The 18,943-nt window shown below is 55.5% G+C and carries 16 protein-coding genes; 9 read left to right on the top strand and 7 right to left on the bottom strand.

Features of this window, described 5'->3' with window-relative positions:
* Positions 1-131 precede the first annotated feature (131 nt).
* Complete coding sequence (lpdA, locus tag ACWKXX_RS14945) at positions 132-1,556, top strand: dihydrolipoyl dehydrogenase (protein WP_003856313.1); 1,425 nt, start codon at positions 132-134, stop codon at positions 1,554-1,556.
* A gap of 52 nt (positions 1,557-1,608) precedes the next feature.
* Here lpdA and ACWKXX_RS14940 read toward each other — a convergent pair whose 3' ends face one another.
* Together ACWKXX_RS14940 and ACWKXX_RS14935 are read right to left on the bottom strand one after the other, a co-directional pair.
* On the bottom strand, positions 1,609-2,400 hold the full coding sequence (locus ACWKXX_RS14940; RefSeq protein ID WP_023295924.1) for a DUF2950 family protein: 792 nt from the start codon (positions 2,398-2,400) through the stop codon (positions 1,609-1,611).
* A gap of 10 nt (positions 2,401-2,410) precedes the next feature.
* The gene (locus ACWKXX_RS14935) at positions 2,411-3,865 is read right to left on the bottom strand and encodes a DUF3300 domain-containing protein (protein ID WP_047733152.1); all 1,455 of its coding nucleotides are present in this window, start codon (positions 3,863-3,865) and stop codon (positions 2,411-2,413) included.
* Positions 3,866-4,314: 449 nt separating this feature from the next.
* Here ACWKXX_RS14935 and acnB point away from each other — a divergent pair, with 449 nt between their 5' ends.
* Positions 4,315-6,912, top strand: a complete 2,598-nt coding sequence (gene acnB, locus ACWKXX_RS14930; protein ID WP_017383766.1) for a bifunctional aconitate hydratase 2/2-methylisocitrate dehydratase — start codon at positions 4,315-4,317, stop codon at positions 6,910-6,912.
* 212 nt (positions 6,913-7,124) lie between these two features.
* Positions 7,125-7,487 (top strand): protein YacL, encoded by a 363-nt coding sequence (gene yacL, locus ACWKXX_RS14925; RefSeq protein WP_015572693.1) that lies wholly within the window; start codon positions 7,125-7,127, stop codon positions 7,485-7,487.
* A 31-nt stretch (positions 7,488-7,518) separates the two neighbouring features.
* On the opposite strand, the gene speD is transcribed toward yacL, so the two are convergent.
* From speD to ACWKXX_RS14910, 3 genes are all read right to left on the bottom strand, one after another.
* Positions 7,519-8,313, bottom strand: coding sequence for an adenosylmethionine decarboxylase (speD, locus tag ACWKXX_RS14920; protein ID WP_017694500.1), 795 nt, complete (start codon positions 8,311-8,313; stop codon positions 7,519-7,521).
* A complete protein-coding gene (gene speE, locus ACWKXX_RS14915) occupies positions 8,314-9,183 on the bottom strand; it encodes a polyamine aminopropyltransferase (protein ID WP_015572694.1) in 870 nt (289 codons plus the stop codon).
* Between the two features lie 101 nt (positions 9,184-9,284).
* A complete protein-coding gene (locus ACWKXX_RS14910; protein WP_003856306.1) occupies positions 9,285-9,632 on the bottom strand; it encodes a YacC family pilotin-like protein in 348 nt (115 codons plus the stop codon).
* Positions 9,633-9,777: 145 nt separating this feature from the next.
* Between ACWKXX_RS14910 and cueO the strand changes: the two genes are divergently transcribed.
* Positions 9,778-11,337: a multicopper oxidase CueO gene (cueO, locus tag ACWKXX_RS14905; protein ID WP_045344470.1), complete on the top strand. Its 1,560-nt coding sequence runs from the start codon at positions 9,778-9,780 to the stop codon at positions 11,335-11,337.
* A gap of 86 nt (positions 11,338-11,423) precedes the next feature.
* Here cueO and ACWKXX_RS14900 read toward each other — a convergent pair whose 3' ends face one another.
* The gene (locus ACWKXX_RS14900; protein ID WP_003856304.1) at positions 11,424-13,814 is read right to left on the bottom strand and encodes a glucose/quinate/shikimate family membrane-bound PQQ-dependent dehydrogenase; all 2,391 of its coding nucleotides are present in this window, start codon (positions 13,812-13,814) and stop codon (positions 11,424-11,426) included.
* 206 nt (positions 13,815-14,020) lie between these two features.
* On the opposite strand from ACWKXX_RS14900, the gene hpt reads away from it, so the two are divergent.
* Complete coding sequence (hpt, locus tag ACWKXX_RS14895) at positions 14,021-14,557, top strand: hypoxanthine phosphoribosyltransferase (protein WP_003856303.1); 537 nt, start codon at positions 14,021-14,023, stop codon at positions 14,555-14,557.
* Between the two features lie 64 nt (positions 14,558-14,621).
* On the opposite strand, the gene can is transcribed toward hpt, so the two are convergent.
* The gene (can, locus tag ACWKXX_RS14890) at positions 14,622-15,284 is read right to left on the bottom strand and encodes a carbonate dehydratase (protein ID WP_003856301.1); all 663 of its coding nucleotides are present in this window, start codon (positions 15,282-15,284) and stop codon (positions 14,622-14,624) included.
* A gap of 107 nt (positions 15,285-15,391) precedes the next feature.
* Here can and ACWKXX_RS14885 point away from each other — a divergent pair, with 107 nt between their 5' ends.
* The 4 genes from ACWKXX_RS14885 to ACWKXX_RS14870 all read left to right on the top strand — a co-directional run bounded on the left by ACWKXX_RS14885 (position 15,392) and on the right by ACWKXX_RS14870 (position 18,942).
* Complete coding sequence (locus ACWKXX_RS14885; RefSeq protein ID WP_017383763.1) at positions 15,392-16,318, top strand: ABC transporter ATP-binding protein; 927 nt, start codon at positions 15,392-15,394, stop codon at positions 16,316-16,318.
* A complete protein-coding gene (locus tag ACWKXX_RS14880) occupies positions 16,315-17,085 on the top strand; it encodes an ABC transporter permease (RefSeq protein WP_006810078.1) in 771 nt (256 codons plus the stop codon). Before ACWKXX_RS14885 ends, ACWKXX_RS14880 begins: the two co-directional genes overlap by 4 nt.
* Before the next feature lie 105 nt (positions 17,086-17,190).
* A complete protein-coding gene (locus tag ACWKXX_RS14875; protein WP_015572698.1) occupies positions 17,191-17,631 on the top strand; it encodes a PTS sugar transporter subunit IIA in 441 nt (146 codons plus the stop codon).
* Between the two features lie 63 nt (positions 17,632-17,694).
* On the top strand, positions 17,695-18,942 hold the full coding sequence (locus tag ACWKXX_RS14870; RefSeq protein WP_047726209.1) for a polysaccharide deacetylase family protein: 1,248 nt from the start codon (positions 17,695-17,697) through the stop codon (positions 18,940-18,942).
* Position 18,943 lies beyond the last annotated feature (1 nt).

The raw sequence follows: 18,943 nt of genomic DNA, 5'->3' as shown, positions 1-18,943 counted from the left end.
GGGGTTTTTGAGGTTATTGGTGAAAGCGATAATTCGTGAGCCGTTTGTTGTTTCAAAATTGTTAACAATTTTGTAAAATACGGGCGGATAGAACGACCCGGTGGACGACGGGTATACATTAAGAGGTCATGATGAGCACAGAAATCAAAACTCAGGTCGTAGTACTTGGGGCAGGCCCGGCAGGTTACTCCGCAGCATTTCGCGCCGCGGATTTAGGTCTGGAAACCGTCATCGTAGAACGTTACAGCACCCTCGGCGGTGTTTGTCTGAACGTCGGCTGTATCCCTTCTAAAGCGCTGCTGCACGTAGCGAAAGTTATCGAAGAAGCCAAAGCGCTGGCTGAACACGGTATCGTCTTCGGCGAGCCGAAAACCGACATCGACAAAATTCGTACCTGGAAAGAGAAAGTTATCACTCAGCTGACCGGCGGTCTGGCGGGTATGGCCAAAGGCCGTAAAGTGAAAGTGGTAAACGGTCTGGGTAAATTCACCGGTGCGAACACCCTGGAAGTGGAAGGCGAAAACGGTAAAACCGTGATTAACTTCGACAACGCGATCATCGCGGCAGGCTCTCGCCCAATCGAACTGCCATTCATTCCACATGAAGATCCACGCGTGTGGGATTCCACCGATGCGCTGGAGCTGAAAACCGTTCCTAAGCGCCTGCTGGTTATGGGCGGCGGTATCATCGGTCTGGAAATGGGTACCGTGTACCATGCGCTGGGTTCAGAGATCGACGTGGTTGAAATGTTCGACCAGGTTATCCCGGCTGCCGACAAAGACATCGTTAAAGTCTTCACCAAACGCATCAGCAAGAAATTCAACCTGATGCTGGAAACCAAAGTGACTGCCGTTGAAGCGAAAGAAGACGGTATTTACGTTTCCATGGAAGGCAAAAAAGCCCCATCCGAACCACAGCGTTACGACGCCGTGCTGGTGGCTATCGGTCGTGTGCCGAACGGTAAAAACCTCGACGCGGGCAAAGCTGGCGTGGAAGTGGACGACCGTGGCTTCATCCGCGTTGATAAACAGCTTCGCACCAACGTGCCGCACATCTTTGCTATCGGCGATATCGTCGGTCAGCCAATGCTGGCGCACAAAGGTGTTCACGAAGGTCACGTTGCCGCTGAAGTTATCGCCGGCATGAAGCACTACTTCGATCCGAAAGTGATCCCATCTATCGCGTACACCGAGCCAGAAGTTGCATGGGTCGGTCTGACTGAGAAAGAAGCGAAAGAGAAAGGCATCAGCTATGAAACCGCCACCTTCCCGTGGGCTGCTTCTGGCCGTGCTATCGCGTCCGACTGCGCAGACGGTATGACCAAACTGATCTTCGACAAAGAGACTCACCGCGTGATCGGTGGTGCGATTGTCGGTACCAACGGCGGCGAGCTGCTGGGTGAAATCGGTCTGGCTATCGAAATGGGCTGTGACGCGGAAGACATCGCGCTGACCATCCACGCTCACCCGACTCTGCACGAGTCCGTTGGCCTGGCGGCAGAAGTGTTTGAAGGTAGCATTACGGACCTGCCAAACGCGAAAGCGAAGAAGAAATAAATTTCTTCAGATGAAAAAAGCGGCCTCAGGCCGCTTTTTTTATGCGCCGCGTTCAGGGGGTGACAGGCTGCCAGGTTTTATCCGGGTGGTATGCAGCGAGCGCCTGCGCTTTTTGTGCCGAATCGTTGCCGAGATTTGCCTGATGCACCTTGTCATCCTGGTTAACGACAAAGCTCATTACCCCCGTCTGACCATAGCTCACGGGCCAGGCAACCATCGCAAAGCCATTTTTATCCGGCAGAATGCGGAACCGATAGCCGTGATAGCCCATACCCGGCTCCGGCGGGCTGAAGGCGGGACCCAGCGGGCTTGGCGCTTCGCCCGGCGAGATGGGCCAGTACAGGCCGTCTTTTAGCCCTGGCGTGCTGACAATCTTCTGCGCATAGCGGTGGTTCATGGCGTAGTAGCTCTGCTGTGCGTCGACGTAGGCGTGCAGCGCTTCGATAGCCGCGAGTTCGTTGCGGCCGATTTCGCGGGTCAGGATCTCATCCGCCGCTTTCTGCATATCAAATTGCCAGCCCTCTTTTTTCTTCACTACCGGTATGGGGAGTTGCCAGCCGTTATCGCCAACTGACAGATGGGCAATATCGCCGCTGATTTCGGTACGATGGTTAATCTTCCAGTCACGCAGGAATCGAGCTACCGCCTCCGGATCAACCCCTTCAGGTGGCAGATAGTCGCGCCAGTTATCCCCCAGCAGGTCGGCCATCGCGCGCTCATTCTGCTCGCTGATGGCCTTCGTCAGGGCATTGGCCGCCTGCTCAGGCGTGGAGAAAGATTGCTGGGCGCAGGCGAAGGTGGATACCATCAACAACAGCATTCCACCGATCGGTTTCATGTTCATAGCGGCTTCCTTAACGACGATGGAATTCACGGTGTTCGGTATGATGTTCGGACAGCTGCTGGCGGCTTTGCAGCCCGCGCTGGTGCTGGGCCTGCCAGTTGGCCGAGCGGCTGTCGTTGCCGCTCAGGGCGTTTGCCCGCAGCGGCTGATGCTGAACCTGCGTCGGGCGTCTGGTTTGCGCAAGAGTATTATTCATCCGTTGTGCGTGGGGCCGCGCGCTGTCGTAGCCGCGATAGTTGCTGCGCTGAGAGAGCTGCTTCAGCTGCTGCGCGGACGCTGAATGTTGCGGGAAATGCGCGTCGCCATGCTGTAGCTGTGTGAGGGTTTTGCCCGTCGACTGCTGTATCTGCGCCATCGCAGCCTGCCGCTGGCTATCGCGGTTGACCGTCTGCTGCCGGGTAGCGCTCAGCCCTCCCGGCACTGAAGTCTGATGATAGCGGCTGGCAAGCTGGCTATTGGCGTAGGGCACGCCGTTGCGGTAGGCCGGATTATGCTGCCAGACCTGATGATTATCGGTACGGTGCTCGCCGGTGATCTTATTGAAGTTATTAACATTAATATTAATGTTATCGCCGTTATGCGAATAACCGCCGTGGTGATCGTCATCATGATCGTGATGATGTTCGTCGTCATCGTCCCAGTCTATGTTACTGAACAGCGCATAGGTAGTGGCTACGCCGAGGCTATAGCCAAAGCCTCTGACAAAACTATTGGTAAACTGCTGGCCGGGAGACGGGGGCAGATACACAGGCGGATAGCTGGCGTTTGGCCACGTGCCGTAAACGGTGGAAGGGTTGTAGGTAGGGACATAAACCACCTGTGGATCGGCTGGCTCAATTTTAATCACCGTCGGACTAGCCGGCGTTGACGTCGCGGCTGTACTGGCGGAGGCTGGCGCAGATTTTTTCACGGTGGTGACGGTCTGCTGCGGGGTGGATTGCAACGTGCCTGTCTGCTGCGCCAGCAGGCGCAGACGCTGCACGGAATCCATCACATCCTTTGGCTGGGCCAGAAAGGCGTCGCCGAGGCTCTGTACCCACGACGGGTTTTCTCCCATCAACGACATTAACTGCGGAAAGGCGACCAGCGATTTCACGCTGGCATCCCATGGCTGCCCGCTGACCGCCTGAATAGCGGTATCGCCCTGCATTTTAGGGTTGTCCTTTGACCACTGGGCGGCCTGAATCACGCTCGCCGGATAGGTTGAGGCCATCAGAATTTGCGACAGCAGCGCGTCGGGATAGAGCGCAATGGGCGCTGTCCACTGATCGATCTGCGCGGCGGTATAGGCCGGAGTCGCCACCGGGGCAGGCTGTGCTGCCGGGTCGGGGAGCTGCGGAGCTACCGGCGCAGGTGGGGGAGCAGGTTCCGTAGCGCGGCTTTTAACGAACATGACGCCTGAGGCGGCAAACAGCCCCGCACTGCAAAGCAGAACAAGAAGATGTGGTTTAAAAGGCAACTTCATAGATTGACTCCAACGAGACGAGTGCAGTGCCGTGAGGCGTTGCTGTTGCCGCGAGTATCATTCACCCGTGTTTTACAGTTTTGACTTTTGTTGGGAAAACCTCCGAAGCATCCGGATAAAGAGTGTGAGTATTTATTACACAATTATATCGGACGGCTGAGCAGGCGACGGACATTCAGAAGGCCGCTCTTGCGAGCGGCCAGCAGCTAGCTGCTGGGGTGGCGACAAACTTACGGAACTGCTTTCGGGCCCGGTGACGGGGTGCTATACCATGCTTAACGATTCAGCAAATTTTTTAATGTTGCTTTTTTGTAAACAGATTAACACTGTGCAGAAATCCTGCTATGCTGCCCGACGCGGTATCGGGCATTTACCCTACAAACTGCTGTCTCACAGGAGCGTGAAGAGAACGCCCGCCGCATATGACAATGAGAGCGAGGAGAACCGTCGTGCTAGAAGAATACCGTAAGCACGTAGCAGAACGTGCCGCCGAGGGAATTGTACCCAAACCGTTAGATGCAACCCAAATGGCCGCGCTCGTCGAGCTGCTGAAGAACCCGCCTGAGGGCGAAGAAGAATTCCTGTTAGATCTGCTGATCAACCGTGTACCGCCTGGCGTAGATGAAGCTGCCTACGTAAAAGCCGGATTCCTTGCCGCCGTTGCCAAAGGCGAAGCCACCTCCCCACTGGTTACTCCTGAAAAAGCGATTGAACTGCTCGGCACCATGCAGGGCGGCTATAACATTCATCCGCTGATTGACGCGCTGGATAACGACAAGCTGGCGCCAATTGCTGCCAAAGCGCTCTCTTCAACGCTGCTGATGTTCGATAACTTCTACGATGTGGAAGAAAAAGCCAAAGCAGGCAACGTTTACGCGAAGCAGGTGATGCAGTCCTGGGCCGATGCCGAATGGTTCCTGAACCGCCCTCAGCTTGCTGAAAAAATTACCGTTACCGTCTTTAAAGTGACCGGTGAAACCAACACCGATGACCTTTCTCCGGCGCCGGATGCATGGTCTCGCCCGGATATCCCACTGCACGCCCTGGCGATGCTGAAAAACGCCCGTGAAGGCATTGAGCCGGATCAGCCAGGCGTGGTTGGCCCGATCAAACAGATCGAAGCCCTGCAACAAAAAGGTTTCCCGCTGGCTTACGTCGGTGACGTGGTCGGTACCGGTTCTTCCCGTAAATCCGCCACCAACTCCGTGCTGTGGTTCATGGGCGACGACATTCCGCACGTGCCGAACAAGCGCGGCGGCGGCCTGTGCCTCGGCGGCAAAATTGCGCCAATCTTCTTCAACACCATGGAAGATGCGGGCGCGCTGCCAATTGAAGTGGATGTGAGCAACCTGAACATGGGCGACGTGATTGACGTTTACCCGTATAAAGGCGAAGTGCGCAACCACGAAACCAACGAACTGCTGGCCAGTTTTGAGCTGAAAACCGACGTGCTGATCGACGAAGTGCGTGCCGGTGGCCGTATTCCGCTGATCATCGGCCGTGGCCTGACCACCAAAGCGCGTGAAGCGCTGGGTCTGCCGCACAGTGACGTATTCCGTCAGGCGAAAGACGTGGCCGAGAGCAACCGCGGTTACTCTCTGGCGCAGAAAATGGTGGGTCGCGCCTGCGGCGTCACTGGTATCCGTCCTGGCGCGTACTGCGAACCGAAAATGACCTCCGTGGGGTCTCAGGACACCACTGGCCCAATGACCCGTGATGAACTGAAAGACCTGGCGTGCCTGGGCTTCTCTTCCGATCTGGTGATGCAATCCTTCTGCCACACCGCGGCGTATCCGAAGCCGGTTGACGTAACCACGCACCACACGCTGCCAGACTTCATTATGAACCGTGGCGGTGTCTCCCTGCGTCCGGGTGACGGCGTGATTCACTCCTGGCTGAACCGCATGCTTCTGCCGGATACCGTCGGTACCGGCGGTGACTCCCACACCCGTTTCCCAATCGGTATCTCCTTCCCGGCGGGCTCCGGTCTGGTGGCGTTTGCTGCGGCGACCGGCGTGATGCCGCTGGACATGCCTGAGTCGGTGCTGGTGCGCTTCAAAGGTAAAATGCAGCCGGGCATTACCCTGCGCGATCTGGTGCACGCGATCCCGCTGTATGCCATTAAACAGGGTCTGCTGACCGTAGAGAAGAAAGGCAAGAAAAACATCTTCTCTGGCCGCATTCTGGAAATTGAAGGTCTGCCGGATCTGAAAGTGGAGCAGGCGTTCGAGCTGACCGATGCCTCTGCCGAGCGTTCTGCGGCGGGCTGTACCATCAAGCTGAACAAAGAGCCGATTATTGAGTATCTGACCTCCAACATCGTGCTGCTGAAGTGGATGATAGCGGAAGGCTACGGCGACCGTCGTACGCTGGAGCGTCGTATTCAGGGCATGGAAAAATGGCTGGCGGATCCGCAGCTGCTGGAAGCCGACGCTGACGCAGAGTACGCGGCGGTGATTGAGATCGATCTGGCGGATATCAAAGAGCCAATCCTGTGTGCGCCTAACGATCCGGACGATGCGCGTCTGCTCTCTGACGTGCAGGGCGATAAGATCGACGAAGTGTTCATCGGCTCCTGTATGACCAACATCGGCCACTTCCGTGCTGCCGGTAAGCTGCTGGATACCCACAAAGGCCAGCTGCCGACCCGTCTGTGGGTGGCGCCGCCAACCCGTATGGATGCGGCGCAGCTGACCGAAGAGGGCTACTACAGCGTGTTTGGTAAGAGCGGGGCGCGTATTGAAATCCCTGGCTGTTCCCTGTGTATGGGCAACCAGGCGCGCGTGGCCGACGGTGCGACGGTGGTTTCCACCTCAACCCGTAACTTCCCTAACCGTTTAGGAACCGGGGCGAACGTTTACCTGGCCTCTGCGGAGCTGGCGGCGGTTGCGGCGCTGATTGGCAAACTGCCAACGCCGGAAGAGTACCAGACCTTTGTGGCTCAGGTAGATAAGACGGCGGTGGATACTTATCGTTATCTGAACTTCGACCAGCTCTCTCAGTACACCGAGAAGGCTGACGGGGTGATCTTCCAGACCGCAGTATAAATGCTACCCTCTCCCGTGGGAGAGGGGCTGGGGGTGAGGGCTCCAGACCGCTCCGCACCTGACCCATTGCCCGGTGGCGCTACGCTTACCGGGCCTACAAAACCCATCGCAACGTCGGTGGGTTTTTTATTTTCATTCCTCCCACCTCTCCCGCTTTTTTTCTTCCTCTCTGCTGCGATAATTACCCTAATGGCTTTGCAGAGGAAAACGCTATGGATTACGAATTTTTGCGCGACATCACCGGCGTGGTGAAAGTGCGAATGTCGATGGGGCACGAAGCCGTTGGACACTGGTTTAACGAAGAGGTGAAAGAGAACCTCGCGCTGCTGGATGAAGTCGAACAGGCGGCGGAAACGGTGAAAGGCAGTGAACGCTCCTGGCAACGCGCCGGGCACGAATACACGCTGTGGATGGATGGCGAAGAGGTGATGGTGCGCGCCAACCAACTTGAGTTCTCGGGTGATGAGATGGAAGAGGGGATGAGCTACTACGACGAAGAGAGCCTGTCGCTTTGCGGCGTGGAAGACTTCCTGAGCGTGTTGAACGCCTACCGCGATTTTATGCAACAGAAGTAATTCCCCGAAGCGTCCCTGCTCCGGATCACGTTTACACGGTCGGAATGTTACGGCCGTAGTAAATTTCGCGCATCTCTTTCCAGAGCAGGTCGGTAATGACCTTACGCTCTTCGTCACTTAAATCTTCCGGCCTGGTATGGAACATATAGTGCTTAAGATCGAACTCTTTAAGCATCATCTTGGTATGGAAGATATTCTCCTGATAGACGTTCACATCCATCATGTCGTACAGCGACTTCATGTCCTCGGACATGAAGTTCTGAATGGAGTTGATCTCATGATCAATGAAGTGCTTCATGCCGTTGATATCACGGGTAAAACCACGCACGCGATAATCAATAGTGACGATATCGGATTCCAGCTGGTGGATTAAATAATTCAACGCATTCAGCGGTGAAATCACGCCGCAGGTCGACACTTCAATATCCGCGCGGAAGGTACACAGCCCGCCTTCCGGGTGGCTTTCCGGGTAGGTGTGCACGCAGATGTGGCTTTTATCCAGGTGGGCGACTACCACTTCCGGCAGCGGGCCGGGGTGCTCGGTTTTGTCGATAAGCTTCGGGTCAACCGGCTCTTCACTCACCAGAATGGTGACGCTCGCACCCTGAGGCTCATAATCCTGGCGCGCGATATTCAGGATGTTCGCGCCGATAATCGAGCAGGTCTCTGTCAGGATCTCGGTCAGACGGTTGGCGTTGTAGAGTTCATCGATATAGGCGATGTAACCATCGCGCTCTTCTGCTGTTTTGGCGTAGCAGATATCGTAAATACAAAAACTCAGGCTTTTGGTCAGATTGTTAAAGCCATGCAGTTTAAGCTTTTTCAATTAGTTCACCTCCTTTGAGGACAGCGCGTCTTGCAGATATTGAGGCAACGCAAAGGCTGCGGTGTGGATCGCCGGGTTGTAGTACCGGCACTGGAGTCCGGCCTGGTGGAAGCGGGCCTGCACGATCTCGGTAGAAAGATGGCGCAGTACGTCGTTATCCGTCGCCCAGGCAAAGGTCATGATCCCACCGTAGTAAGTGGGGATCGCCGCCTGGTAGAAGCTGACGTCAGCAAAATAGGTGCTCAGCTTACGGTGGCTATCAAGTGCTTCATCCTGTTGCAGGAAGCAAACGCCGTTTTGCGCCACAAAAATTCCGCCAGGCTTCAGGCAGCGCTTGCAGCCTTCGTAAAACGACGAGGTAAACAGCGACGCGCCCGGACCGATAGGGTCGGTACAGTCAGAGATAATGACATCAAACGTTTGCGTGGTCTGGTTAACAAAATTGACGCCATCGTCGATAACCAGATTAAACCGCGGATCGTCATAGCTGCCGGCATTATGGTTGGGCAGATACTGGCGGCAGAACGACACCACACCGGCGTCGATTTCCACCATGGTGATGGTTTCGACATTCTGATGGCGAGAGACTTCACGCAGCATCGCGCCGTCGCCGCCGCCGATAATCAGCACGTCCTTCGCGTGGCCGTGGGCCAGCAGCGGGACGTGGGTCATCATTTCGTGATAGATAAACTCGTCGCGCTCGGTGGTTTGCACCACGCCGTCCAGCGCCATCACGCGGCCAAAGGCGGCGTTTTCGAAGATTATCAAATCCTGATGATCGGTTTTCTCATGATAGAGCACGTTATCCACGGCAAAATACTGACCAAACTGGTCATGCAGCGTTTCTTGCCATACCGTTTTTTCGGTCATGGGGAGCACCTCCTTCGTTAACATCCATTACATCCGGCAGATGGGCGCAACACAACACCGCCGTGAGGCGGTAAGCGGGTCAACAAGGGGCGTCGGGAAGGTTACTTCACGTAGGCGAGCAGGCTGAGTGAATCGCGAGCCAGCGCTTTGCATTTTTTAGCAGTGGGAATGCCAATACCGCTTAAATCACGGTAGCTGTCTTCACCGAGCGCCTTCATGTCGAAGCTGTCGTAGTTGCTGAGGTCCCATTGGTTCTGCTGGGCAAAAAAGACCAGTGCGCGACGAATTTGCCCATTGGGTAAATTCTGGTAACCACAATCGTTTTTCAGAAAAACAAAAACTGCCGTCAGATCGGCCATATCTTCCGCTTCGTTTTCACTTAGCGCGTAACTGTTCGCACACATCGCCATCAGGCTGGCGAACAAAATTGTTCTGAAAAACGTCTTCATTGCCTTTACCACTGCATCACGGAAAATTAACGTTAGCATACTTGATGCCAGGCCGACGATCTTTATTATTGCCGCCGTGCTTGACCTTCCGGTAAGGGGAGGGTTTATGCTCAAAAGATCGCCTGCTGGAAATAAGGAAATGCACATGCAACGTCGTGATTTTTTAAAATTTTCTGCCGCGCTGGGGGTTGCCAGCGCGTTACCTCTCTGGAGCCGCGCCGTTTTTGCCGCCGACAGACCGGCTTTACCCATTCCTGAATTACTCGCCGCAGATGCCCGGAGCCGCATTCAGCTTGTGGTGCAGGCCGGTAAAACCACGTTCGGTCAGCACGCCGCCACGACGTGGGGCTATAACGGCAATCTGCTCGGCCCGGCGTTGCAGTTACGCAAAGGGAAGGCGGTGACCGTAGACATTCATAACACGCTTGCGGAAGAGACCACGCTGCACTGGCACGGGCTGGAAGTCCCGGGCGAAGTGGATGGAGGGCCTCAGGGCATTATCAGGCCTGGTGGTAAACGCAGCGTAACCTTTACTCCGGAACAACGCGCGGCGACCTGCTGGTTCCACCCGCATCAGCATGGCAAAACGGGCCATCAGGTGGCGATGGGGCTGGCCGGCCTGGTGCTGATTGAAGACGATGAAAGCCGCCTGCTGCGCCTGCCAAAACAGTGGGGAATCGACGATGTCCCGGTGATTGTGCAGGACAAAAAATTCAACGCTGACGGGCAAATTGACTATCAGCTGGACGTAATGAGCGCGGCGGTAGGCTGGTTTGGCGATACACTCCTGACCAACGGCGCGATCTACCCGCAGCATGCCGCGCCAAAAGGCTGGCTGCGCTTACGTCTGCTTAACGGCTGTAACGCCCGCTCGCTGAACTTCGCCACCAGCGATAAACGCCCGCTTTACGTGGTGGCAAGCGACGGCGGCCTGCTGCCGGAGCCGGTGAAGGTGAGCGAGCTGCCGATGCTGATGGGGGAGCGCTTCGAGGTGCTGGTGGACATCAGCGATGGCAAAGCGTTTGACCTGGTGACCCTGCCGGTCAGCCAGATGGGGATGGCCGTTGCGCCGTTTGATAAGCCGCATCCGGTCCTGCGCATTCAGCCGCTACAGATCACCGCCTCCGGTACGCTGCCGGAGACCCTCACCACGCTGCCAGCACTCCCGTCGCTGGACGGGCTTACGCAGCGTAAACTTCAGCTTTCTATGGACCCGATGCTAGACATGATGGGCATGCAGGCGCTGATGAAGAAGTACGGCAATCAGGCCATGGCGGGAATGCATCACGGCCAGATGATGGGCCATATGAATATGGACCACGGTAAAATGGGCGGCATGGATCACGGCGGCCATGGTTTCGATTTCCACAACGCCAACCGCATCAACGGCAAAGCGTTCGATATGAACACGCCCATGTTCGCCGCCATGAAAGGGCAGTTTGAACGCTGGGTGATTTCAGGCGAAGGCGACATGATGCTGCACCCGTTCCATATCCACGGCACGCAGTTCCGTATTCTGTCTGAAAATGGTAAAGCGCCGGAGGCGCATCGTGCGGGCTGGAAAGATACGGTGAGAGTGGAAGGCGGCGTCAGCGAGGTGCTGGTGAAGTTTGACCACGAGGCGCCGAAAGAGTTTGCCTATATGGCCCACTGTCATCTGCTGGAGCATGAAGATACGGGGATGATGCTCGGTTTTACCGTATAAAAAAAGCCGGGTGGCGGCTTCGCCTTACCCGGCCTACATAGGGCACCCGTAGGCCCGGTAAGCGTTAGCGCCACCGGGCTTTTTCGTTACTTAGCGTCGTCAGGCAGTGCATACGCGACAATATAGTCGCCCATCTTCGTGCCAAACGAACCGTGACCACCCGCAGAGATGACAACGTACTGCTTGCCATTCACTTCATAGGTCATCGGCGTTGCCTGTCCACCGGCTGGCAGACGGCCTTGCCACAGTTTCTCACCGTTGGTCATGTTGTACGCGCGCAGGTAGTTATCTGCGGTTGCCGCGATGAACAGCACGTTACCGGCGGTGGAGATTGGGCCACCCAGCATTGGCATACCCATATTGAAAGGCACTGGAACAGGCATCGGGAACGGCATGCTGTCCTGTGGCGTACCAATACGTTTCTTCCAGACGATCTTGTTGGTCTTCAGATCCAGACCGGAGATGTAACCCCAGGCAGGCTGTTTACACGGCAGACCGAACGGAGAAAGGAACGGATTCAGGGTCACACCATAAGGAACGCCATACTGCGGCTGGATACCGGCTTCGGTACCGCTGCCTTTCGCATCTTTCGGCTGCTCCATTGGGTTACCCGGACCACGAGGGATCAGGCGGGAAACGAACGGCAGCGCCATTGGGTTAGCGATGGCGACCTGACGGTTAGGGTCAACGGAGATCCCACCCCATTCGAACATCCCCAGGTTACCCGGGAAGACCAGCGTACCCTGCTCTGACGGCGGGGTGAAAATCCCTTCGTAGCGCAGCTGGTGGAACATCACGCGGCATACCAGCTGGTCAAACATGGTGGCACCCCACATGTCTGCACCGCTGAGATCTTTCTTCGGACGGAAGCTCAGGTCAGAGAACGGCTGCGTTTTGGTGACGTAGTCGCCTTTGGCCGCACCCTGCGGAACCGGTTTTTCCGGCGCAGGAACAACCAGCTTACCGTTGCTACGATCAAGCACGAAGATGTTACCGGTTTTCGCCGGGGCGTAAATCACCGGTACGGTTTTACCGTTAACGGTAATGTCCGCCAGCGTCGGCTGGGACGGCATATCCATATCCCACAGATCGTGGTGAACGGTCTGGTAGCTCCATGCCAGTTTACCGGTTGTTGCGTTCAGCGCCACGATGGAGCTGGCGTAACGTTCCTGCTCCGGCGTACGGTTACCGCCCCAGATATCCGGCGTGGTCACGCCCATCGGCAGGTAGACCAGGTCCAGCTTCGCGTCATACGCTGCCGGTGCCCAGGAGTTCGGTGAGTTAAAGGTAAAGGTGTGTTCATCCGATGGGATCGCGTTAGGATCTTTCGCGCCCGGGTCGAAGGCCCACAGCAGTTTACCGGTGTTCACGTCGAAACCACGGATAACGCCGGAGGTTTCACGGGTAGAGAAGTTATCCGTTACCGAACCGGCAATCACGATGGTTTTGTCGGTGATGATTGGCGGGGAGGTCGGCTCATACAGGCCCGGCGTGGTGTCCGGCATGTTGGTCTGAAGATTCAGAATGCCTTTATTGGCGAAGGTTTCGCACAGCTTGCCGGTCTCAGCGTTAATGGCAAACAGGCGGCCATCGTTCACCGGCAGCATAATGCGGCGAGGACAGTCGGCAATGACTTCCGGGCTGGCATTATCGGCGCGCGCTTCGTGGTAAGAGACGCCGCGGCAGGTAATGTGCTGGAACGACGGGTTGGAGTTCAGCTGTGGATCAAAGTGCCATTTCTCTTTACCGGTAGCCGCGTCGAGCGCGAACAGACGCTGGTGCGCCGTACACAGGTAGAGCATGTTGCCCACTTTAATTGGGGTCACTTCGTTGGTCAGCTCACCCGGATCGTTTGGCATCTTCAGGTCGCCGGTACGGAATACCCAGGCTTCCTTCAGGTTTTTCACGTTGTCCGCGTTGATCTGCTTCAGCGGGGAGTAGCGTTGACCTTCCTGGTTACGACCATAAGCAGGCCAGTCACCGTCCGCCACCTGCGAAATAGCCGCAGCCGGCGTGGATTCCGCGTTCAGCGTACCGTTGATCTCCTGCGGGTCGTTAAAACCGGCCCAGGTCAGGATGCCGCCACTAATCAGCAGGGCAACGACCAGACCGGCCACGGCGCCACTGGAAGGGACGATCAGACGACGCCAGACAAACGGCAGGATCAGCCAGATACCGAAGAAGACCAGAATGTCGCTGCGCGGCGTCAACGCCCAGAAGTCGAACCCGACTTCCCAGACGCCCCAGATCATGGTTGCGAGCAGTAACGCTGCGTACAGCCACAGAGCAGATTGTTTTCTGCGTAAAAGCAGGACGGTTACGCCAACCATAACCAGACCCGCAATCGGGTAGTACCAGGAGCCGCCAATCGCGACCAGCCATACGCCACCGATTAACAAATACAGCGCGCAGAATGCGGCAAACGCGGCTGTTAATGTCACCAGTAGACGCGGCTGTTTAGTTTTTGTTTCAGCCATAGAAAAGTACTCGTCAGTTTTGTTAATTATTTGCTAGCAATTAATTATAGGTATTAACAACTGTGATCGGAATCACAAATATTGCTTTTTATAACTCATACGCCAGGCTTATCCATTTACTGGTATAATGGCTGGCTTGCGTATCGATGCCGGAGCGAGAGTCATCCGCATTGAGAGATTTTCACTAAAATCATTTGGTTAGTAATATGAAACATACTGTTGAAGTGATGATCCCGGAAGCCGAGATCAAAGCGCGTATCGCCGAACTGGGTCGTCAAATCACCGAACATTACAAGGACAGCGGCAGCGAAATGGTGCTGGTCGGTCTGTTGCGTGGCTCTTTCATGTTCATGGCAGACCTGTGCCGTGAAGTGCAGGTGCCGCACGAGGTCGATTTTATGACCGCCTCCAGCTACGGCAGCGGCATGTCCACAACCCGTGATGTGAAAATCCTGAAAGATCTGGATGAAGATATTCGTGGCAAAGATGTGTTGATTGTTGAGGACATCATCGACTCCGGCAACACGCTCTCTAAAGTGCGTGAGATCCTGAGCCTGCGTGAACCAAAATCACTGGCGATTTGTACTCTGCTGGATAAGCCTGAGCGCCGTGAAGTGCAGGTGCCGGTGGAGTTCGTTGGTTTCTCCATCCCGGACGAATTCGTGGTGGGTTACGGCATTGATTACGCGCAGCGTTATCGCCATCTGCCGTATGTTGGGAAAGTAGTGATTCTGGACGAATAATTGCGGGCTGATGCCCTCACCCCAGCCCTCTCCCACAGGGAGAGGGTGAAAACCCCCGGCTTTGTTATTTATGGTTAACGTGCTTAAGCTTGAGGTTGGCAATTCCCGAGCGGTAACGCTGTTCCAGCGTTTCGCGGTTGGTGGCGGTCACTTCCAGATTGCGTAGCAGGCCGTCGTGAATACCGTACGCCCAGCCGTGGATGGAGACCTTCTGTCCGCGTTTCCAGGCAGACTGCATAATCGTCGAGTGGCCCAGGTTATAGACCTGCTCCATCACGTTCAGCTCACACAGCGTGTCGAGACGGCGCTCCTGCGGCATTTCGCCCAGCAGTGAGCTATGTTTGAACCAGATATCACGGATGTGCAGCAGCCAGTTATCGATTAACCCCAGCTCTGTATTTTCGACCGCCGCCTGTACGCCGCCGCAGCCGTAGTGGCCACAAATAATGATGTGCTCAACCTCCAGAACGTCAACGGCATACTGAACAACCGAAAGGCAGTTGAGATCGGTATGAATAACGAGGTTAGCAACATTGCGGTGAACAAACAGTTCGCCCGGTTCAAGACCGGTCAGACGTTCGGCGGGGACGCGGCTGTCGGAACATCCAATCCAGAGAAAGCGCGGGTTCTGCGCCTGTGCCAGTTTTCCAAAAAATCCGGGGTCTTCCTCCACCAGCATTTTTGACCATAGTGCATTGTTGCTGATGAGTGTATCTATGTCGTTCATGGAGGTTAGCGACCTGTAACCAAGTGATTGCGTTGCGCTACTATAGGGTAACCCGACTTTTAATGAAACCACACAACGTGTGTCAGAACTTAAGGTAAGTTGAATTCATGGCGATTGCACTGGAGCTTGAACAGCTCAAAAAAACCTACCCGGGGGGCGTCCAGGCGCTGCGCGGGATAGATCTTAAAGTCGAAGCGGGAGATTTCTACGCGCTTCTGGGGCCGAACGGGGCGGGAAAATCGACCACCATCGGGATTATCAGCTCGCTGGTCAATAAAACGTCTGGCCGCGTTAGCGTGTTTGGCTACGACCTGCAAAAAGACGTGGTCAACGCCAAGCGCCAGCTGGGGCTGGTGCCGCAGGAGTTCAACTTCAATCCGTTTGAGACGGTACAGCAGATTGTTGTTAACCAGGCGGGTTACTATGGCGTTGAGCGCAAAGAAGCGCTGGAGCGCAGCGAAAAGTATCTCAAACAGCTTGACCTGTGGGAGAAGCGTAACGAGCGCGCGCGGATGTTGTCCGGGGGGATGAAGCGCCGCCTGATGATTGCTCGCGCGCTGATGCACGAGCCAAAGCTGCTCATTCTTGATGAACCGACCGCTGGCGTGGATATTGAACTGCGTCGTTCCATGTGGGGCTTCCTGAAGGATCTGAACGACAAAGGCACCACCATCATTCTGACCACGCACTACCTTGAAGAGGCAGAGATGCTGTGCCGCAACATCGGCATCATTCAGCACGGCGAGCTGGTGGAAAACACCTCGATGAAGAACCTGCTCTCCAAGCTAAAATCAGAGACCTTTATCCTCGATCTGGCGGCGAAAAGCGCCCTGCCGAAGCTGGAGGGGTATAATTATCGCCTGGTCGATACCTCGACGCTGGAGGTAGAAGTGCTGCGCGAGCAGGGAATCAACAGCGTGTTCTCCCAGTTGAGCGCGCAGGGCGTTCAGGTATTAAGCATGCGTAACAAAGCGAACCGACTGGAAGAGCTGTTTGTCTCTCTGGTGCACGATAAACAAGGAGACAAGGCATGACGCATCTTTACTGGGTCGCGCTGAAAAGCATCTGGGCGAAAGAGATTAACCGCTTTATGCGCATCTGGGTGCAAACCCTGGTGCCGCCGGTGATCACCATGACGCTCTACTTCATCATTTTCGGCAACCTGATTGGCTCCCGCATTGGTGAGATGCACGGCTTTACCTATATGCAGTTTATCGTGCCGGGCCTGATCATGATGGCAGTGATCACCAACGCTTACGCGAACGTGGCATCCTCATTCTTCAGCGCCAAGTTCCAGCGCAACATTGAAGAGCTGCTGGTGGCGCCAGTGCCGACGCACGTCATTATCGCCGGTTACGTGGGCGGCGGCGTGGCGCGCGGGCTGTGCGTGGGTATTCTGGTGACGGCGATTTCGCTGTTCTTCGTGCCGTTCCAGGTGCACTCGTGGCTATTCGTCGCGCTCACGTTATTGCTTACTGCGATCCTGTTCTCACTGGCTGGCTTGCTGAATGCCGTGTTCGCCAAAACGTTTGATGACATCAGCCTGATCCCGACCTTCGTGCTGACGCCGCTGACCTATCTGGGCGGGGTGTTCTACTCCCTGACGCTGCTGCCGCCGTTCTGGCAGGCGCTGTCGCACCTGAACCCGATTGTCTATATGATCAGCGGCTTCCGCTTTGGTTTCCTCGGCATTACCGATGTCCCGCTGTTCACCACCGTTGTGGTGCTGGCGGTATTTATCGTGGCGTTCTATCTGCTGTGCTGGTATCTGATCCAGCGTGGACGTGGGCTGCGTAGCTAATCTTCTGCCCGGCAACGTTCTGTTTGCCGGGCACTTTCTTTGACAGTTATCACCGTAAACTAACCTTCACCTGGATAAACTACTCGCCTGCTAAGGAGAGACGTTATGCTGGGATGGGTTATCACCTGCCACGATGAAGAGGCACAGGAAATGCTCCTGAAGCTGGAGGCCCGATTTGGCCCTCTGGCGCAATGTCGTGCGGTAAATTACTGGCGAGGGCTGAGCACCAATATGCTAAGCCGGATGATGTGCGACGCGCTGCATGAAACCGACACCGGTGATGGCGTGATTTTTCTCACCGACAGATCGGGCGCGGCGCCTTACCGTTCAGCGGCGTTAATGAGCCATAAGCATGATAACTGTGAAGTGATCTCCGGTATCAGCCTGCCTTTACTCGAAGCGATGTATCCGCTGCGCGCAACGTTGAGCAGCGCTGAGTTTCGTCACGCCATTGTGGCGCAGGGCTCGCCGGGCGTGAGCAGCCTGTGGCACCAGCAGCAGAAGAATCCGCCTTTCGTTCTGCTTCACGATCTGTATAAGCATTAAACATTGGTATTGATGTCGCTTTTGCTACAATGGCGACTGATTTTCCGTATCGATTTATATCCCATGCTCATGCGCGTTATCTTTATCCTTCTGCTACTGGTCTCCGGTGGTGCGTCTGCCAGCCTGACCAGTCAGCAAGGCCTTCCTGCCCAATATATGCAAACCACCGAAGATGCAGCCATCTGGGCGCAGGTGGGAAATGCTGTCGTGAACGTGGGCAATGTCCGCGCCGGGCAGATCCTCGCCGTCTTTCCGGCCGCGGCGGATTACTATGAATTTCGTTTCGGATTCGGTACGGGGTTTATTGATAAAGAGCACCTGGAAAAAGTGCAGGGTAAGCAACGCGTCGAGGATAGCCTGGGCGATCTGAACAAGCCGCTCAGCAATCAAAACCTCATCACCTGGAAAGACACGCCAGTGTATAATGCCCCCAGCAGCGGAAGCGCGCCCTTTGGCACCTTAAGCGCCAATCTTCGCTATCCGATTCTGAATAAGCTGAAAGATCGCCTGAACCAGACCTGGTTTCAGATCCGCATCGGCAATCGTCTGGCGTGGATCAGCAGCCTGGATGCACAGGAAGATAACGGACTGCCGATTCTGACCTACCACCATATCCTGCGTGATGAAGAGAACACCCGTTTTCGACATACCTCCACGACAACCAGCGTACGTGCGTTTAATAATCAGATGGCCTGGTTACGCGATCAAGGCTATACCACGCTGACAATGTACCAGCTTGAAGGGTACGTGCGTAACAAGATGAACCTCCCCGCGAAAGCGGTGGTGATCACTTTTGATGATGGCCTGAAATCGGTGAGCCGCTACGCGTATCCGGTGCTGAAAGAGTATGGCTTCAACGCGACGGCGTTTATTATTTCATCCCGAATCAAAGGTCACCCGCAGAAGTGGGATCCCCGATCGCTACAGTTTATGAGCGTTCAGGAAATCAAGGGCATCCAGGATGTGTTCGACATTCAGTCTCACACCCACTTCCTGCATCGCGTGGATGGGTATAAACACCCCATCTTATTGAGCCGCAGCTATCACGTGATCCTGTTCGATTTTGAACGCTCACGGCGTGCACTGGCGCAGTTCAACCCGCGCGTGCTGTATGTTTCGTACCCGTTTGGCGGGTATGACAATAAAGCGATTAAAGCCGCGAATGATGCCGGTTTTCATCTGGCAGTGACAACGGTGAAGGGGAAGGTGAAGCCGGGGGATAATCCGTTCTTACTGAAGCGACTGTATATTCTGAGAACGGATTCGCTGGAGACAATGTCGCGGCTGATCAGCAATCAGCCGCAGGGGTAGG

This window comes from Enterobacter sp. UPMP2061 (assembly GCF_053709615.1).
Note: the sequence above shows the minus strand (reverse complement) of the source record. Positions and strands in the feature narration are given on the sequence as shown.